At 72.1% G+C, this 17171-nt stretch carries 16 protein-coding genes; 4 read left to right on the plus strand and 12 right to left on the minus strand.

The annotated features are described in order from the left end of the window. Positions 1-158 precede the first annotated feature (158 nt). The 4 genes from ABZ193_RS25010 to ABZ193_RS25025 form a co-directional block, all read right to left on the minus strand. On the minus strand, positions 159-1118 hold the full coding sequence (locus ABZ193_RS25010) for a 2-oxoglutarate and iron-dependent oxygenase domain-containing protein (protein ID WP_237338040.1): 960 nt from the start codon (positions 1116-1118) through the stop codon (positions 159-161). Between the two features lie 9 nt (positions 1119-1127). After that, entirely contained in the window at positions 1128-1586 is a 459-nt protein-coding gene (locus ABZ193_RS25015; protein ID WP_017982963.1) for a nucleoside deaminase, read from the minus strand. 9 nt (positions 1587-1595) lie between these two features. Continuing rightward, positions 1596-2705, minus strand: a complete 1110-nt coding sequence (locus ABZ193_RS25020) for an epoxide hydrolase family protein (RefSeq protein WP_237338039.1) — start codon at positions 2703-2705, stop codon at positions 1596-1598. Positions 2706-2792: 87 nt separating this feature from the next. Then, on the minus strand, positions 2793-3404 hold the full coding sequence (locus ABZ193_RS25025; RefSeq protein WP_237338038.1) for a TetR/AcrR family transcriptional regulator: 612 nt from the start codon (positions 3402-3404) through the stop codon (positions 2793-2795). 110 nt (positions 3405-3514) lie between these two features. On the opposite strand from ABZ193_RS25025, the gene ABZ193_RS25030 reads away from it, so the two are divergent. The 3 genes from ABZ193_RS25030 (at position 3515) to ABZ193_RS25040 (ending at position 5711) form a co-directional block, all read left to right on the plus strand. Further along, positions 3515-4270: an SDR family oxidoreductase gene (locus ABZ193_RS25030; protein ID WP_237338037.1), complete on the plus strand. Its 756-nt coding sequence runs from the start codon at positions 3515-3517 to the stop codon at positions 4268-4270. Beyond that, on the plus strand, positions 4267-5052 hold the full coding sequence (locus ABZ193_RS25035) for an SDR family oxidoreductase (protein ID WP_020416164.1): 786 nt from the start codon (positions 4267-4269) through the stop codon (positions 5050-5052). Before ABZ193_RS25030 ends, ABZ193_RS25035 begins: the two co-directional genes overlap by 4 nt. A gap of 83 nt (positions 5053-5135) precedes the next feature. Next, a complete protein-coding gene (locus tag ABZ193_RS25040) occupies positions 5136-5711 on the plus strand; it encodes a TetR/AcrR family transcriptional regulator (RefSeq protein ID WP_354711666.1) in 576 nt (191 codons plus the stop codon). A gap of 221 nt (positions 5712-5932) precedes the next feature. Here ABZ193_RS25040 and ABZ193_RS25045 read toward each other — a convergent pair whose 3' ends face one another. From ABZ193_RS25045 to ABZ193_RS25075, 7 genes are all read right to left on the minus strand, one after another. Beyond that, positions 5933-7033 (minus strand): acyl-CoA dehydrogenase family protein, encoded by a 1101-nt coding sequence (locus ABZ193_RS25045; protein WP_020416162.1) that lies wholly within the window; start codon positions 7031-7033, stop codon positions 5933-5935. Continuing rightward, positions 7030-8217 (minus strand): acyl-CoA dehydrogenase family protein, encoded by a 1188-nt coding sequence (locus ABZ193_RS25050; protein ID WP_020416161.1) that lies wholly within the window; start codon positions 8215-8217, stop codon positions 7030-7032. Before ABZ193_RS25050 ends, ABZ193_RS25045 begins: the two co-directional genes overlap by 4 nt. Beyond that, on the minus strand, positions 8214-9434 hold the full coding sequence (locus ABZ193_RS25055; RefSeq protein WP_354711668.1) for an acyl-CoA dehydrogenase family protein: 1221 nt from the start codon (positions 9432-9434) through the stop codon (positions 8214-8216). The genes ABZ193_RS25050 and ABZ193_RS25055 overlap by 4 nt, the downstream gene beginning before the upstream one ends. A gap of 2 nt (positions 9435-9436) precedes the next feature. Beyond that, positions 9437-10456, minus strand: a complete 1020-nt coding sequence (locus tag ABZ193_RS25060; protein WP_354711669.1) for a phosphotransferase family protein — start codon at positions 10454-10456, stop codon at positions 9437-9439. A gap of 84 nt (positions 10457-10540) precedes the next feature. Then, positions 10541-10993 (minus strand): MaoC family dehydratase, encoded by a 453-nt coding sequence (locus tag ABZ193_RS25065; RefSeq protein ID WP_017982953.1) that lies wholly within the window; start codon positions 10991-10993, stop codon positions 10541-10543. Positions 10994-10995: 2 nt separating this feature from the next. Continuing rightward, positions 10996-11757 (minus strand): beta-ketoacyl-ACP reductase, encoded by a 762-nt coding sequence (locus tag ABZ193_RS25070; RefSeq protein WP_123685990.1) that lies wholly within the window; start codon positions 11755-11757, stop codon positions 10996-10998. Between the two features lie 74 nt (positions 11758-11831). Next, on the minus strand, positions 11832-12506 hold the full coding sequence (locus ABZ193_RS25075) for a DUF998 domain-containing protein (RefSeq protein WP_237338032.1): 675 nt from the start codon (positions 12504-12506) through the stop codon (positions 11832-11834). 100 nt (positions 12507-12606) lie between these two features. Between ABZ193_RS25075 and ABZ193_RS25080 the strand changes: the two genes are divergently transcribed. Beyond that, positions 12607-13584: an aldo/keto reductase gene (locus ABZ193_RS25080; protein ID WP_027935563.1), complete on the plus strand. Its 978-nt coding sequence runs from the start codon at positions 12607-12609 to the stop codon at positions 13582-13584. Positions 13585-14087: 503 nt separating this feature from the next. On the opposite strand, the gene ABZ193_RS25085 is transcribed toward ABZ193_RS25080, so the two are convergent. Beyond that, entirely contained in the window at positions 14088-17171 is a 3084-nt protein-coding gene (locus tag ABZ193_RS25085) for a carboxyl transferase domain-containing protein (RefSeq protein ID WP_354711671.1), read from the minus strand.

Below are 17171 nucleotides of genomic sequence, written 5' to 3' on the forward strand. Positions count from 1 at the left end.
CTATCCCGGACCGCCCGGCGACCAGGACGGCGAACCACCTCCGAACGGAAGGGACACCACCATGGAGACGCCGGGTAACTGCAACTGCGGCAACTGCTGTGACTGCGGCGGGGAGTACGGCCGCAACTGACGTCGTGGCGCCCCCTGGCCCGCCCGGGTCAGGGGGCCACGGTGATCGCGTCGAGCTTGCCGCGCAGGTACTCCGACGCCACGACCTCCGGGTACGCCGTGCGCCCCAGCGGCGGCGCGAGCGAGGTGATCCGCGCGTCGTGGTCGGTCTCGTAGAAGAAGATGAGCGACACGAGGTCCTCGTCCGGCGCGTCCGCCGACGGCGGCAGCACCCGGTGCCGCGTCGAGCGCCACCGGTCGCCCGTCCAGCGGGCCATCAGGTCCCCGATGTTCACCGTGAACGCCGCCGGGTCGAACGGCGCGTCCACCCACTCGCCGTCACTGGTGCAGACCTGCAGCCCGCCGACCCCGGCCTGGCGGTCCAGCACCGTCACCGTGCCGAAGTCGGTGTGCGGCCCGATCCGGAACTGCCCCGGCTCCGGCGCGCCGACCCGGTTCAGCGCCGGGTACCAGTTGATGTTGAACGTGTACGTCGGGTGCCCGGTGTGCCGGGTGAAGTGGTCCGCGGGCAGGCCGAGCGCCGCCGCGAACACCGTCAGCAGCTCGTCCGACAGCTGCCGCATCCGCGCCATGTACTCGCGTGACGCGGCCGCGAACTCCGGGACCTCCGACGGCCACACGTTGGGCTGGAACCAGAACTCGTCGACCTCCGGCACCCCGACCGCGGCGTCCGCGCCGACCGAGTAGGACTCCTTGAGGTCCGGCGGGGTCTCGGTGCCCTCGGCGTAGCCGTTGGCCTCCACGCCGGGCGGCAGCCAGCCGCGCCCGCCGACCGTCACCGCGTACCGCCGCTTCACCTCGGCGGGCAGCGCGAAGAACTCCCGCGCCCGCGACCGCACCCGCGCGCGCAGCTCGTCCGGCACGCCGTGCCCGGTGATCAGCAGGAAGCCGGACTCCCGCAGGGCGCGGTCCACCTCGGCGGCCACCCGTTCGCGGCCGGTGCCGTCGAACCAGGACGTCAGGTCGATCAGCGGAACGGACGGTGACATGGCAGCTCCTCAGGAGGTTTCGACCCCGATGTCCTCGAACCACAGATCCGGGCGCTCTTCGATGAACTCCGTCATCAGCGTGACGCACGCGGGGTCGTCGAGGATCGTGATGCCGACACCCAGCCCGGCCAGCCAGTCGTGGCCACCGGAGAAGGTGCGGGCTTCGCCGATCACCACGTGGGAGATGCTGAACTGCCGCACCAGGCCGCTGCAATACCAGCAGGGGGAGAGTGTGGTGACCATCACGGTGTCGCGGTAGTGCGGGCGCCTGCCCGCGTTGCGGAAGGCCGCGGTCTCGGCGTGCATCGACGGGTCGTCGTCCTGGACCCGCCGGTTGTGGCCCCGGCCGAGCAGCTCACCGTCCACAGTGAACAACGCCGCGCCGATCGGCACGCCGCCCTCGGACTTGCCGAGCAGGGCCTCTTCGCGGGCGACGGCGAGCAGCCGGCCGGGATCGGGTTTCAGCATGCGCCCACTCTAGAGCGAAGCGAAGAACGCCAGGACGTCTTCGGCGAACAGGTCGGGTTCCTCCATCGCCGCGAAGTGCCCGCCGCGGTCGAACTCCGTCCAGCGCACGATGTTGTGGTCGCGCTCGGCGAGGCGGCGCACGGGGAGCACGATGTCGTGCGGGAACACCGCCACGCCCATCGGCACGTCCACCCCGGGCTGCTTGCCCCAGCTGCGGGCCGATTCGCGGTACAGGCGCGCCGACGACCCGGCCGTGCCGGTCAGCCAGTAGATCATCACGTTGGTCAGCATCAGGTCCCGGTCGACGGCGTCCTCCGGGGTGCCGTCCGAATCGGTCCACTCCTGGAACCGCTCGACGATCCAGGCGAGCTGGCCGACGGGGGAGTCGTGCAACGCGTAGGCCAGGGTCTGCGGGCGCGTCGACTGCAGTTTCATGTAGCCGGACAGCTCGCGCTGGTAGCGCTCGAGCCGTCCCAGCCGCTCCTTGTCGGCCAGGGACAGCTCGTCCAGCTCGGCGGGGTTGCCGGAGGGGGCGGTGCCGAGCATGTTGACGTGCACCCCGGCGACGTGGGCGGCGTCGTCGATCCCCAGCTGGCGCGAGATCGCCGAGCCCCAGTCGCCGCCCTGCGCGCCGTAGCGGTCGTAGCCGAGGCGGCGCATCAGCTCGGCGAAGGCGCGGGCGATCCGCGGCACGTCCCAGCCGGTGTCGGTGGTCGGGCCGGAGAAGCCGTAGCCGGGGATGGCCGGGATGACCAGGTGGTGCCGCGCCGACAGCGCCTCGATCACCGGCAGGAACTCCACCACCGAGCCGGGCCAGCCGTGCGTGAGGATCAGCGGCAGCGCGTCGTCGTCGGCCGCGCGGACGTGCAGGAAGTAGATGCGCTGGCCGTCGATCTCGGTGGTGAACTGGCCGAGCTCGTTGAGCCGCTTCTCGTGCGCGCGCCAGTCGTAGCTCGTGCGCCAGTACCGGGTCAGCTCCTGGACGTAGCCGAGCGGGATGCCGTAACTCCAGCCCACGCCCGGCAGCTCGTCCGGCCAGCGGGTCAGGTCGATGCGCGCGTGCAGGTCGTCGAGCTGGGACTGCGGGACGTCGAGGTGGAACGGCCGGATTTCGCTCATGTCGTGACGGTAGCGCCGATCACGCGGGAACGAGGTTACCGACCGCTTAGTATGTGAGGTACCGTGGCCGTCGTGGCACCGTCGCTGTCAGGGCTGAGCGCCGAGCATGCGCAGGGTGAGATCCGCGTACTCGCGGCCGAGCGCCTTGGGCGTCTTGCCGGTGCGCTCGCTGTACCAGCGCGCCACGTCGACGCCGAGCGACAGGACCGCTCGCGCGGCGGTCTTGACGTCGGCGACCACGAACTGCCCCTGCGCGACGCCGTCCTCGATGACGCCCCGCACCAGGTGCTCGATGCGGCGCCGCAGGTCGGCCACCACCTGGTACTCCTGCTCGGGCAGCGCCTGCAGCTCGTACTGCACGACGCGCGCCACGGTGTGCCGCCGCGCGTGCCAGGCCACGAAGTCGGCGACGATGCGGCGCATCCGCTCCCTCGGCTCGTCGGTGCGCTTGGCGACGTCCTCGACGAGGTCGAGCGTCTGCTGGTGGCCGCTCTTGCTGATGGCGAACAGCAGCGCGGCCTTCGACGGGAAGTGCACGTACAGCGCCGCGGGGCTCATGCCGGCCGCGCTGGCGATGTCGCGTGTCGTGGTCGCGTGGTAGCCGCGGCGGGCGAAGGACTCGACACCGGCCAGCATCAGCCGCCGTGCCGCGTCCGGCTGCACCTCCGGCCAGAGTTCGGCGGACAGCGAGATCGTCATGGCGGAATCCTCCCAGTAGGGAACCGCCTGGCGGGAGACTTGACACGGCGGTCCGGCCGTTCCCATTGTAAGCGAGCGCTTAGTCAAGGTGGACAGGAGACAGGAGCCCGATGGTGAACTCGTTCAAGGACCGCGTCGCGATCGTCACCGGGGCGAGCCGGGGCATCGGCCTCGGCATCGCCCGCGAGCTGGTGCAGCGCGGCGCGCGGGTGTGCATCACCGCCCGCAAGCCCGAACCGCTCGCCGACGCGGTGAACGAGCTGGGCGGGCCGGGCGTGGCGATCGCGGTGCCCGGCAAGGCCGACGACGCGGCGCACCAGGAGGAGGCGGTCGCGAAGACGGTCGAGACCTTCGGGCGGCTGGACATGCTGGTCAACAACACCGGCATCAACCCGGTCTACGGCCCGGTGCTCGACATCGACCCCACGGCCGCCGCGAAGATCCTCGCCGTCAACGTGCTCGCGCCGCTGGCCTGGCTGCGGCACGCGCGCGACGCGTGGATGGGCGAGCACGGCGGTTCGGTCGTCAACGTCGCCTCCATCGCCGGGCTGCGTGCCTCGCCCGGGATCGGCATGTACGGCGTGAGCAAGGCGGCCGTGATCCGGCTGACCCAGGAACTGGCGGTGGAGCTGGGGCCGAAGATCCGGGTCAACGCGGTCGCCCCGGCCGTGGTGAAGACGAAGTTCGCCACCGCGCTGTACGAAGGCCGCGAGGAGGAGGTGTCCGCGGCGTACCCGATGAAGCGGCTGGGCGTGCCGGAGGACATCGCGGGCGCGGTGGCCTTCCTGCTGTCCGACGAGGCCGGGTGGATCACCGGGCAGACCGTGGTCCTCGACGGCGGCGTGACCCTGGGAGGCGGGCTGTGAGCTTCGAACTGGCGGGCGCCGGGGTCGTCATCACCGGCGGTGGCGGCGGGATCGGGGCGGCGCTGGCGCGCCGGTTCGCCGCGGCGGGCGCGCGGATCGTGGTGGCGGACCTGGACGGCCCGGCCGCCGAGGCGGTGGCCGCGGAGGTCGGCGGGATAGCGGTCGCCGGCGACGCGGCCGGGGTCGACGGGGTGGCGGCGCTGATCGAGCGGGCGTCCGACGAGCTGGGCGCGATCGACCTGTTCTGCGCCAACGCCGGGATCGCCCCGCACGGCGGGCCCGAGGTGCCCGAGGAGGTGTGGGCGCGGGCGTGGGACGTCAACGTGATGGCCCACGTCCGGGCGGCTCACCTGCTGTTGCCCGGGTGGCTGGAGCGCGGGCGGGGCCGGTTCCTCGCGACGGTGTCCGCGGCCGGGCTGCTGACCAGCCTGGGGTCCGCGCCGTACTCGGTCACCAAGCACGGCGCGCTGGCGTTCGCCGAGTGGCTGTCGGCGACGTACCGGCACCGCGGCGTCACGGTCCAGGCGATCTGCCCGCAGGGGGTGCGGACGAACATGCTCGCCGCGACGGGTGTCGGCGGGCAGCTGATCATGGGCGCCTCGGCGATCGAGCCGGACCAGGTGGCCGACACGGTGATGGAGGCCTTCGCGGACGACCGGTTCCTGATCCTGCCGCACCCCGAGGTCGCCGAGTACTACGCCACCCGCGCGACGCAGACGGACCGGTGGCTGGGCGGGATGAACAAGCTGCAGCGCAAGGTGGAGTCCGCGCTGGGGGAGTGACCGCCGGCGCCGGTCGCGCATCGCCCGGGGATGTGCGACCGGGGCCGCGGATATGCTGTGCCGGGTCGAGGAAGGACGTGCGGATGACCGAGGAGCCGGTGCCGGCGAGGCTGCTGTCGGCGGCGACGCGGTTGTTCGCCGAGCGGGGGTTCGACCGCACGTCGGTGCAGGAGATCGTGGCCGCGGCCGGCGTCACCAAGGGCGCGATGTACCACTACTTCGGCTCGAAGGACGACCTGCTGCACGAGATCTACGGCCGCGTCCTGCGGTTGCAGACCGAGCAGCTGGAGAAGGTCGCGGCCAGCGGTGAGCCGGTGAGCGCACGCCTGCACGCGGCTGCTGCGGATGTCGTGGTGAGCAGCATCGACAACCTCGACGACACGACGATCTTCTTCCAGTCCATGCACCAGCTCAGCCCCGACAAGCGCAAAGCGGTGCGCGCCGACCGGAGGCGCTACCACGTGCTGTTCCGGTCGCTGATCGAAGAGGGCCAGCGCGAGGGCGTGTTCCGGACGGACAAACCGGCGGACATCGTGGTGGACTTCTTCTTCGGCTCGGTGCACCACCTGGCGGTCTGGTACCGCAGCGACGGGCGGCTGAGTGCGCAGGAGGTCGGCGCCCACTACGCCGACCTGCTGGTCGATTCGCTGCGGCCCTGATCGGGGTTCGTGGGCGAGGTGCGGTGGCCGGGGTGGGCTGCGGCCCCTGGGAGTTGGCGGTTGCGCGGGCGCGAGATGAGCGCAGTCGCTCGTAACCGGGCAACCGGGCTTGTCGCCCGAGCAACCGGGCTCCCCGCGAACTGGCACCAGACAAAAAACGGGGACCGGCGCCACCCGGCACCGGCCCCCGCAAACCCGCAAGCCCACAAACCCCAGGCAACTCACGCAGGCGGCAGATTCACCAACCCCGCCAACGCAGCCCGGTGCCGCCCCGGCGTGCCGAGCGCCAGCTCGCTGCTCTTGGCGCGCTTGAGGTACAGGTGAGCCGGATGCTCCCAGGTCATTCCGATACCACCGTGCAGCTGCACCGACTCCTCGGCGGCGTGCAGCGCGACCGCCGAACACGTCGACTGCGCCACCGCCACCGCGACCGGCACATCGGCATCACCCGTAGCCAGCGTGTCCGCGGCATAGCGCGCCGTCGCGCGGGCGGACACGATCTCCAGGTACAGGTCCGCCAACCGGTGCTTCAGCGCCTGGAACGAACCCACCGGCCGACCGAACTGGTAGCGCTGCTTCAGGTACGCGACCGTCTCATCCAGACACCACTGCGCGACCCCGACCTGCTCCGACGCCAGCAACCCGGCGCCCACCAGCAACGCCTGCCGCAGCGCCGACTCCGCGCCAGGCCCGGAAGCCAGCAGCCGCGACGAAGCGTTGTCGAACGACACGTCCGCCAGCCGCCGCGTCAGGTCCAGCGACACCACCTCGGTCACCGTCGCGCCGGCCTTCTCCACCGCGTACAGCGCCGGGCCGTCCGGACCCACCGCGGGCACGATCAGCACGTCCGCCACCGACGCGTCCGCCACCGTCCGGACCGAACCGCTCAGCGCGCCCTCCGTGTTGGCCGACACGCCGCCAGGGAAACCCGCGTCCGGCGCCGTCGTCAGCGGCACCGCCAGCGCGCCGATCAGCTCACCGCCCGCCAGCCGCGGCAACAGCTCGGTGTCACCGGCTGCCAGCAGCGCCGCCGTCGCCAGCACCGCGCTGCCCAGGAACGGCACCGGCGCCACCGACCGCCCGAGCTCCTCCAGCACGACCGCCACCTCGCGGTACGACGCGCCCTGCCCGCCCAGCTCCTCCGGCACCGCCAGCCCGGCCAGCCCGAGGTCCGCGGCCAGCGTGCGCCACAGCTTCAGGTCGTACGGCTCGGCGCTTTCCGTGCGTGCCAGCACGGACGCGAACCCGGCCCGGTCGGTCAGCAGGTCACGGACACTCGCCCGGAGGTCCTCCTCGACCTCGGAGTACAGCAGATCGCTCACCGCGGCAGGTCCTTCCACGCGACGTCCTTGTCCACCCGCGGCTCGGACGGCAGCCCGAGCACACGTTCGGAGATGATGTTGCGCAGCACCTCGGAGGTGCCGCCCTCGATCGAGTTCCCCTTCGCCCGCAGGTAGCGGTACCCGGGCCCGCGGCCGAGCATGTCGACCTTCTCCGGCCTGCGCAACGTCCAGTCGTCGTACCGCAGACCGTCCTCACCGGACAGTTCGATTTCCAGCCCGGTCAGCGCCTGCTGCAGGTTCGCGAACGCCAGCTTCATCGCCGAGCCCTCCGGCCCCGGCGCGCCCACGGCCAGCTGCTGGCGCAACCGCGTCCCGGCCAGCCGCGCCGCCTCGGCCTGCACCCACAACTTCAGCAACCGGTCGTGCAGCTCCGGCGTGCGCAGCTCCGGACGGTCCCGCCAGGTCTGCGACACCATCCCGATCAGGCCGCCCTCGCGCGGGATCGCGTTGCCGCCGATCGCCACGCGCTCGTTCATCAGCGTCGTCTGCGCGACCTTCCAGCCCTCGCCGACCGCGCCGAGCCGGTTCGCGTCCGGGATCCGGACCCCGGACAGGAACACCTCGTTGAACTCGGCCTCACCGGTGAGCTGCCGCAGCGGCCGCACCTCGACACCGGGATCGGTCATGTCGCAGATGAAGTACGTCATGCCCTGGTGCTTGGGCACGTCCGGATTCGTGCGGGTCACCAGGATCGCGAACCGGGCGATGTGCGCGACCGAGGTCCACACCTTCTGCCCGTTGACCACCCACTCGTCCCCGTCCTGCACGGCGCGGGTGCCCAGCGCGGCGAGGTCCGATCCGGCGCCCGGCTCGCTGAACAGCTGGCACCACACCTCCTCGCCGGTCCACAGTGGACGCAGGTAGCGCTTCTTCTGCTCCTCCGTGCCGAACCGCAGGATGGTCGGCGCCGCCATGCCCAGCCCGATGCCGATGCGGCGCGGGTTGTTGTCCGGCGCGCCGGCCTTCGCCAGCTCGGCTTCGACGACGTTCTGCAGCTCACGCGGCGCGTCCAGGCCGCCGAGGCCGGCCGGGTAGTGCACCCAGGCCAGCCCGGCGTCGAACCGCGCCCGCAGGAACTCCAGCCGGTCCGTGCTCGCCGGCGGGTGGGCGGCGAGCAACTCGCCCACCCGCGCGCGCAGGTCGTCGGCGGTCAGCGTGCTCATCGGGCCTCCGATCGGTACTTCTTCAGCTCGCGGTGGGCGAGCGAGCGCTTGTGGACCTCGTCCGGTCCGTCGGCGAAGCGGAGCGTGCGGATCCCCGCCCACATCTCGGCGAGCGGGTAGTCCTGGGACAGCCCGCCAGCGCCGTGCGCCTGGATCGCCTTGTCCAGGATCCACTCCACGGTCTTCGGGGTGGCGATCTTGATCGCCTGGATCTCGGTGTGCGCGCCGCGGTTGCCGACGGTGTCCATCAGCCACGCGGTCTTGAGCACCAGCAGCCGCAGCTGCTCGACCTTCACGCGGGACTCGGCGATCCAGTCCTGCACCACGCCCTGCTCGGCGATCGGCTTGCCGAACGTGGACCGGCCCAGCGTGCGGCGGCACATCATCTCGATGGCCCGCTCGGCGATGCCGATCGAGCGCATGCAGTGGTGGATCCGGCCGGGCCCGAGGCGGGCCTGCGCGATGGCGAACCCGTCGCCCTCCTCGCCGATCAGGTTGTCCGCGGGCACCCGCGCCTCGTCGAAGACCACCTCGGCGTGCCCGCCGTGCGAGCCGTCGGTGTAGCCGAACACGTTCATGCCGCGCTTGACGTGCACGCCCGGCGTGTCCCGCGGCACCAGGATCTGGCTCTGCTGGCGGTGCGGCTCGGCGTCCGGGTCGGTCTTGCCCATCACGATGAAGATCTTGCAGTTCGGGTTCATCGCGCCGGTGATGTAGAACTTGCGCCCGGTGATCACGTAGGAGTCGCCGTCGCGGCGGATGCTGGTGCCGATGTTGCGCGCGTCCGAGGACGCCACGTCCGGCTCGGTCATCGCGAACGCCGAGCGGATCTCACCGTCCAGCAACGGCTGCAGCCACTGCTTGCGCTGCTGCTCGGTGCCGAACATCGCGAGCACTTCCATGTTCCCGGTGTCCGGCGCCGAGCAGTTCAGCGCGACCGGCGCCAGGTGCGGGCTGCGGCCGGTGATCTCCGCCAGCGGCGCGTACTGCAGGTTCGTGAGCCCCGCGCCGTGCTCGCCGGGCAGGAAGAAGTTCCACAGGCCCCGCTTGCGCGCCTCGGCCTTGAGGTCCTCCACGACCGGCGGGAAGGACCACTCGTTCTCGCGCTCGGCCAGCTGCTCCTCGTAGACCGGCTCGGCGGGGTAGATGTGGGAGTCCATGAACTCGAGAAGCCTCATCCGCAGCTCCTCGGTCTTGGCGTCGAACGTGAAATCCATGATCAGTCCTTGAGGGTGTCGAGGCCGAGGGTGACGAGCGGGACCACCGCGGCGCCGATCTGGTCGAAGCCGGCGCCGACGGTCTTGCCCTGGCTGAACCGGTAGTAGATGCCTTCCAGGATCACCGCGAGCTTGAAGAACGCGAACCCGACGTACCAGTCCAGCGCCGAGACGTCCCGCCCGGACCGGGCCGTGTAGCGGGCGATCATCTCGTCCGTGCCCGGGTAGCCGGGGGCGGTGCTGACGTTGGAGACGATCTCCAGGTTGACCTTGCCGCGCTCGGCGTAGGCCACCAGCAGGGCCAGGTCGGTCAGCGGGTCGCCGAGCGTGGACATCTCCCAGTCCAGCACCGCGGTGATGCGGTCGGTCTCGTCGACCAGCACGTTGTCCAGCCGGTAGTCGCCGTGCACGACGGCCGCCGGCCCGGACGCCGGGATGGCGCGGGCCAGCTGGTCGTGCAGGTCGTCGACGCCCGGCAGGTCCCGGCTGCGCGAGGCGTCCAGTTGCTTCTTCCAGCGGCGCACCTGCCGCTCCAGGAACCCCTCCGGACGGCCGAAGTCGCCCAGCCCCACCGCGGACGGGTCGACCGCGTGCAGGTCCACCAGGGTGTCCATGAGCGACTCGGCGATCGCCTTCGTGCGCTGCGCCCCGAGCGCCTCCAGCTCGCTCGCGGCGCGGTAGGGCGTGCCCGGCACGAACTCCATCACGTAGAACGGCGCGCCGAGCACCTCGTTGTCCTGGCACAGCGTGATCGTCCGCGGCACCGGCACGGGCGTGTCCGCGAGCGCGCTGATCACGCGGTGCTCGCGGGCCATGTCGTGCGCGGTGGGCAGGACGTGGCCCAGCGGCGGCCTGCGGACCACCCAGCGGCTCGTGCCGTCGCCGACGATGTAGGTCAGGTTCGAGCGGCCGCCCTGCACCACCTCACCGGTCAGCGGGCCGCCGACCAGCCCGGGGGAGTGCTCGTCCAGGTAGTCCCGCAGCCGTGCGAGGTCGAGTCCGGGCAGGTCCTGCTGGGTCACTGGGCCTCCTTGTCCAGATAGCTATACCGACCAGTCGGTATGTCCTCACCGTAGCGGAAGCCCGCCCGGAGGCGGGCTCGCGCGTCAGGCGATCAGGCGCGTGACCCACTCGGCCACGCACGCCGGCTTGGCCTCGCCGTCGATCTCGATGGTCCACCGCGTCACGACCTGCTTGCCGCCGGGCACGTCGGTGACCTCGGCCAGCTCGGCGACCCCGCGGATCTTCGAGCCGACCTTGACCGGCTGCGGGAACCGGACCTTGTTCAGGCCGTAGTTGATCCCCATCTTCAGCCCGTCGACGCGGTAGGTGGCTGCCGAGAGCAGCGGCAGGACCGACAGCGTCAGGAACCCGTGCGCGATGGGCGCGCCGAACGGGCCCTGCTTGGCCTTCTCGACGTCGACGTGGATCCACTGGTGGTCGCCGGTGGCGTCGGCGAAGGTGTTGACCTGCTCCTGGGTGACGGTGTGCCAGTCGCTGGCGCCGAGCTGCTCGCCGACCGCGGCGGTGAACTCGTCCAGCCCGTTGAAGACGCGCATGCTCAGTCCTTCGGTCCGCCGGCGACGTAGATGACCTGGCCGGACACGAAGCCCGCACCCTCGCTGACCAGGAACGACACGGTGTTGGCGATGTCCTCGGGCTTGCCGACGCGCTGCACCGGGATCTCCTTGGCGGCGAAGGCCTTGAAGTCCTCGAACGGCACGCCCAGCCGCTCGGCGGTCGCCGCGGTCATGTCGGTCTCGATGAATCCCGGGGCGATCGCGTTGGCGGTGACGCCGAACTTGCCCAGCTCGATGGCCAGCGTCTTGGTGAAGCCCTGCATGCCGGCCTTGGCCGCGGAGTAGTTGACCTGGCCGCGGTTGCCCAGCGCCGAGGTGCTGGACAGGTTCACGATCCGGCCCCAGCGCTGCTCGGTCATGTGCTTCTGGACCGCGCGGGTCATCAGGAACGAGCCCTTGAGGTGCACGTTCATGACCGAGTCCCAGTCCTCGTCGGTCATCTTGAAGATCAGGTTGTCCCGGGTGATGCCGGCGTTGTTGACCAGCACGGTCGGCGCGCCCAGCTCCTCGGCGACGCGGGCGACGGCGGCCTCGACCTGCTCGGTGTTGCTGACGTCGAGCGCGACCCCGATGGCCTTGCCGCCGGCCGCGACGATGTCCTCCGCGCCCTGCTTCACGGACTCCTCGTTGAGGTCCAGCAGTGCGACGGCGAAACCGTCCGAGGCCAGCTTGCGCGCGACCGCGGCGCCGATGCCTCGGCCGGCGCCGGTCACGATGGCGACCCGGGAGTGGGACTCGGTCACGGGAACTCCTCCTCGTCGTTGAGCGCGTCGGTAAGCGAGCGCTTAGAAAGCTACTCGCCTCCGGCCCGGAGCGCCTAAGTGACCTGGGTCACCTCGGCTCGGTTCGATCGTAGTAACGGGACGGCCAGCGTGGCGAGCGCGAGCAGTTCGGTGGCCGCGAGCAGGCGTTCCACCAGGCCCAGCGGGATCGTGCGCCACCACGGGCCGCCGCCGGCCAGCATGTAACCGACCGCGCCGAGGATGAGCCCGAACCACGCCAGCGAGACGATCGCCAGCACCCGCGCCGCCCAGCGCCAGCCCGGCGAGTCCGGGAAGATGCGGCGCGCGGCGAACAGCAGCCCGACCGGCAGGCACACGAACCCGACGACGCTGGCGTAGCGGTGCACGACGCCGCCCAGGCTCGGCCCGACGGACCAGTCGGTCTTGGGGAACGCGACGACCACCAGCAGGCTCACCGTCCACAGTGCACCCAGCACGACCGCGGCGGAGCGCACCGGCAGTGCCCGCATCAGCACGTGCGCGGCGAACAGCACCGCGGAGCCGACCGCGATCAGCAGGACCGCGACGTCGAAGATCCACTTGTTGGCGCTCAGCGCGTACTCGCTGATCGTGCGGCGCACCGGGCTGATCTGGTCGGTGGGCGGGAGGAACTGCAGCAGCAGCACGAGCGCGGCGCCCCCGGCGATCGCGGCGAGGCAGGCCAGGGCGAGGATCCGCGGGGCACGGGCGAGGGCCGGGGTGGTGGTCACCCGGTCCAGTTTAAGTGCGCGGGTGTGGGGGTTTTGTGATCTCACGGGCGGTTTCCGCGCCGTCGCGGGACTGTCGGTGGGTGCGCCTAGTATCGGCGGCATGGAGCAACGGGTACTCGGCCGGACCGGCCGGGCGGTGTCAGTGGTCGGGCTCGGCACGTGGCAGCTGGGCGCGGACTGGGGCGAGGTCGGCGAGGAGCAGGCGCTCGCGGTGCTGTCGGCCGCGGCCGAGGCCGGTGTCACCTTCTTCGACACCGCGGACGTCTACGGCGACGGGCGCAGCGAGCAGATCATCGGGCGGTTCCTGCGGGACCACCCGGACGTGTTCGTGGCGACCAAGATGGGCCGCCGCGCGCCGCTCGACCCGGACGAGTACACGCTGGACAACTTCCGGGCCTGGACCGACCGGTCGCGGGCCAACCTCGGGGTGGACACGCTCGACCTGGTGCAGCTGCACTGCCCGCCGACGCCGGTGTACTCGCGGGACGCGGTGTACGACGCGCTGGACGCGCTGGTGGCGGAGAAGCGCATCGCCGCGTACGGGGTGAGCGTGGAGACCTGCGACGAGGCGCTGACCGCGATCGCCCGGCCGGGCACCGCGAGCGTGCAGATCATCCTCAACCCGTTCCGGCTCAAGCCGCTGGAGCGGGTGCTGCCCGCCGCGGCCGAAGCGGGGGTCGGGATCATCGCGCGGGTGCCGCTGGCGTCCGGCCTGCTGTCCGGCCGGTACACGAAGGAGACGGTGTTCGCCGCGAACGACCACCGCACGTTCAACCGCCACGGCGAGGCGTTCGACCAGGGCGAGACGTTCAGCGGGGTGGACTACGCCACGGGCGTCGAGGCGGCCGCGGAGTTCTCGTCGCTGGCCCCCGCCGGCGCGACGCCGGCCCAGACGGCGCTGCGGTGGATCATCCAGCAGCCGGGGGTGACGTCGGTCATCCCGGGCGCCCGGTCCCCGGAGCAGGCGCGCGCCAACGCCGCGGCGGCCGGGCTGGAGCCGCTGCCGCAGTCGACGCTGGAGGCGGTGCGGGAGCTGTACGACCGGCGGATCCGCGCGCAGGTGCACGACCGCTGGTGAGCCGCCGGCCCGGCCGGCCTACCGGTTCGCGCGCGAGCTGCACCGGCCGCGCAACCTCGCGGAGAGCTTGACCGTGGAGTGAGCGGCCGCGGGTGCGGAACTCGCGGCGCTGAGCGCAGAACTCGCGGCGACGCGGGTTCTGCGCCCGCCGGTGTGGGTTGCGCACTTGGCGGGCGCGGGGCTGGTGTTCGCGGGTGCGGGTTGCGCACTTGGCGGGCGCGGGGCTGGTGTTCGCGGGTGCGGGTTGCGCACTTGGCGGGTGCGGGGCTGGTGTTGGCGGGTGCGGGTTGGGCACTTGGCGGGTGCGGGGCTGGTGTTGGCGGGTGCGGGTTGGGCACTTGGCGGGTGCGGGGCTGGTGTTGGCGGGTGCGGGTTGCACGCTTGGCGGGTGCGGGGCTGGTGTTCGCGGGTGCGGGTTGCGCACTTGGCGGGTGCGGGGCTCGTGTTCGCGGGCGTGAGTTCCACGTTCGCGGGCGCCGCGCGCGTGGTTGCGAGTTCCGGGCTCAGGCCGTGGCGGTGAGGGTGCGGACGATCCGTTCCCGGGTGTCCGCCGGGTCGATCACGTCGTCGATTTCGAACACCATCGCCGTGCTCAGGGCCTTGCCGCGCTCGTAGTACTCGGCCACCAGCTCGGTGTAGCGGGCGTGGCGGGCCTCCGGGTCGGCGATCGACTCCAGCTCCTTGCGGAAACCCAGCCGCACCGCGCCCTCCAGGCCCATGCCGCCGAACTCGCCCGTCGGCCACGCCACGGTCAGCGCGGGCGCGTGCAGGGAGCCGCCGGTCATCGCCATCGCGCCCAGGCCGTAGGCCTTGCGCAGCACGACCGCGACCAGCGGCGCGGCCAGCCGCGCCCCGACGACGAACAGGTCCCCGAACCGCCGCACGGTCGCGGTCTTCTCGGCCTCCGGGCCCACCATGAACCCGGGAGTGTCCACGAAGGACACCACCGGTAGGGAATGGGCGCGGCACAAGTTCACGAACCGCGCGGCCTTGTCGGCGGCGTCGCCGTCGATCGCGCCGCCCAGGTGGCCCGGGTTGTTCGCCAGCACGCCCACCGGGATCCCGCCGATCCGGGCCAGCGCGGTGATCACCCCGGCGCCGAACCCGGACCGCAGTTCGAGCAGGCTGCCCGGATCGGCCACTGTGGACAGAACCGGCCGCACGTCGTAGACGCGGACCCGGTTCTCCGGGACCAGGTGCCGCAACCGGCGCTGGTCGTGCGGCTCGCCCGCCTCGGCCGGGCCGGTGAAATAGGACAGGTAACGCCGCGCGACGTCCACCGCTTCGGCCTCGTCGGCGACCAGCACGTCGACGACGCCGTTGGCGTACTGCACCGGCATCGGCCCGACGTCACCGGGCGCGACGACACCGAGCCCGCCGCCCTCGATCATCGCCGGGCCGCCCATGCCCAGCGAGCTGCCCGCGGTCGCGATCACCACGTCGCACACCCCGGCGAGCGCCGCGTTCCCGGCGAAGCAGTAGCCGGAGACGATCGCGACCGTCGGCACCTCGCCGGCCAGCTGGGCGGCCATCCGGAACGTCGGCACGTCCAGCTGGGCCACCGCGGAGGTGTCGGTGTCACCCGGCCGGCCACCGCCGCCCTCGGCGAACAGCACGACCGGCAGCTTCCGGTCGCGCGCGATCCGCAGCATCCGGTCGGTTTTGCGGTGGTTGTGCACGCCCTGCGTGCCGGCGAGCACGGTGTAGTCGTAGGCCAGCACCACGACCGGACGGCCGCCGACGGTCGCGGTGCCGGTGATCATGCCGTCGGCGGGGGTGCGGCGGATCAGGTCGCCGAGGTCCCGGCGCCGGCGCTGCGCGGCGATCGCGAGTGCGCCGTACTCGGTGAAGCTGCCGGGGTCGCACAGGTCTTCGACGTTCTCGCGCGCGGTCCGCCGCCCGGCGGAGTGGCGCTTGCGCACCGCGTCCGGACGGGCGGCGTCCAGGCCGATCTCGTGCCGCGCCAGCGTTTCCGCGAGGTCCGGCCGCACGTGGTCCAGGTCGGCCTCGGTCACCTCGCCGGCCGTGGTCGTGTCGCCGTTCTCCCGCAGGGTCACCAGCACCGCCCCGGCCGTCACGGTGTCGCCCGGTTTGACCGCGACACCGAGCACGACGCCGCCCCGCTCGGCGGTGATCACGTGCTCCATCTTCATGGCTTCGAGCACGACGAGTTCCGCACCGGCCGTGACGGTCTCGCCCTCGGCCACGCACACCTGCACCACGACACCCTGCTGCGGCGCGGTGACCGTGCCCGGCGCGGCGGCCGGTCCGGTGATCTCGTCCACCAGGTCCGGCAGGCGGCGGTCCACGAACGTGGTGTCGACCGCGTCGAGCGGTTCGGCCAGCAGCGCCCGGAGCAGGGCGAGGTTCGTCGGCGGTCCGGCGACGGCGAACTCGCCGAGCGCGCGGCGGGCCCGTGCGGCGGCCGCGGCGAGGTCGGGTCCGGTCACGATCACCTTGGCCAGCAACGAGTCGTAGCGCGGGTTGCCCGCGTAGCCCGGGTAGCCGTGGGTGTCCACACGAATGCCGCGCCCGGTGGGCGGCTGGAACGCGGTGAGCGCGCCGCCGCCGGGCAACACGGTGCCGTCCGGCCGCACCGTTTCGGTGTTGACGCGGGCCTGGAGCGCCACCCCGCGCGGCTCGGGGACAGTGCGGTCCAGCGACTCGCCCGCGGCGAGGCGAAGACTGATCTCGACCAGGTCGAGCCCGGTGACCTCCTCGGTGACGGTGTGCTCGACCTGGAGCCTCGGGTTCACCTCCAGGAACACGAATTCACCGCCGTCGACCAGGAACTCCACAGTGGCCAGACCGCGGTACACAGTGGACCCGATGAGCACGGTGGCCGCCTGGTGCAAACGCTTTCGCAGGTCCCGGTCAAGCGCGGCGGGCGCGAATTCGACGAGCTTCTGGCGTCGTCGCTGGAGACTGCAGTCCCGGTCGCCGAGCGCGAGCACCGTCTCGCCGTCGGCGGCGATCTGCACCTCGATGTGGCGGGCGCGGGGGAGGAGTCGTTCGAGGTAGACCGAGCCGTCACCGAACGCGGCCGCGGCCTCGGAGGCGCACCGGCGCAGCGCGGCGGGCAGGTCGGCGGCGTCGGTCACCGGCCGCATGCCGCGGCCGCCGCCACCGGCCAGCGCCTTGACCATCACGGCGCCGTGCTCGGCGAAGAACGCCTCGGCCGTGGCCGGGTCGGTGGGGCCGTCGGTGCCCGCGAGGACGGGAATGCCCAGCTCACGGGCGCGTGCGCGGGCTCGGGTCTTGTCGCCGAACAGTTCGAGGGCTTCCGGGGACGGTCCGGCGAAGCGGATTCCGGCCTCGGCGCAGCGGCGGGAGAGTTCGGGGCTCTCGGCGAGGAAACCGTAGCCGGGGTGGAGGAAATCGCAGCCGGTGCGCTGCGCGGCGGCCACGATCGCGGCCGCGTCGAGGTAGGTGCCGTCGAGGCGTTCCGCGTGGTCGGCTCGGGTGACGTGGGCGCACTCGGCGTCGTCCTCGGGGTACACGGCGACGGTGCGGAAGCCCAGTCCGGCGGCGGTTCCCATGATCCGGACGGCGATCTCGCCCCGGTTCGCGACGAGCAGGGACGGCAC

Source organism: Amycolatopsis sp. NPDC006125 (assembly GCF_040614195.1).
Classification (GTDB): Bacteria; Actinomycetota; Actinomycetes; order Mycobacteriales; family Pseudonocardiaceae; genus Amycolatopsis_E; species Amycolatopsis_E tucumanensis.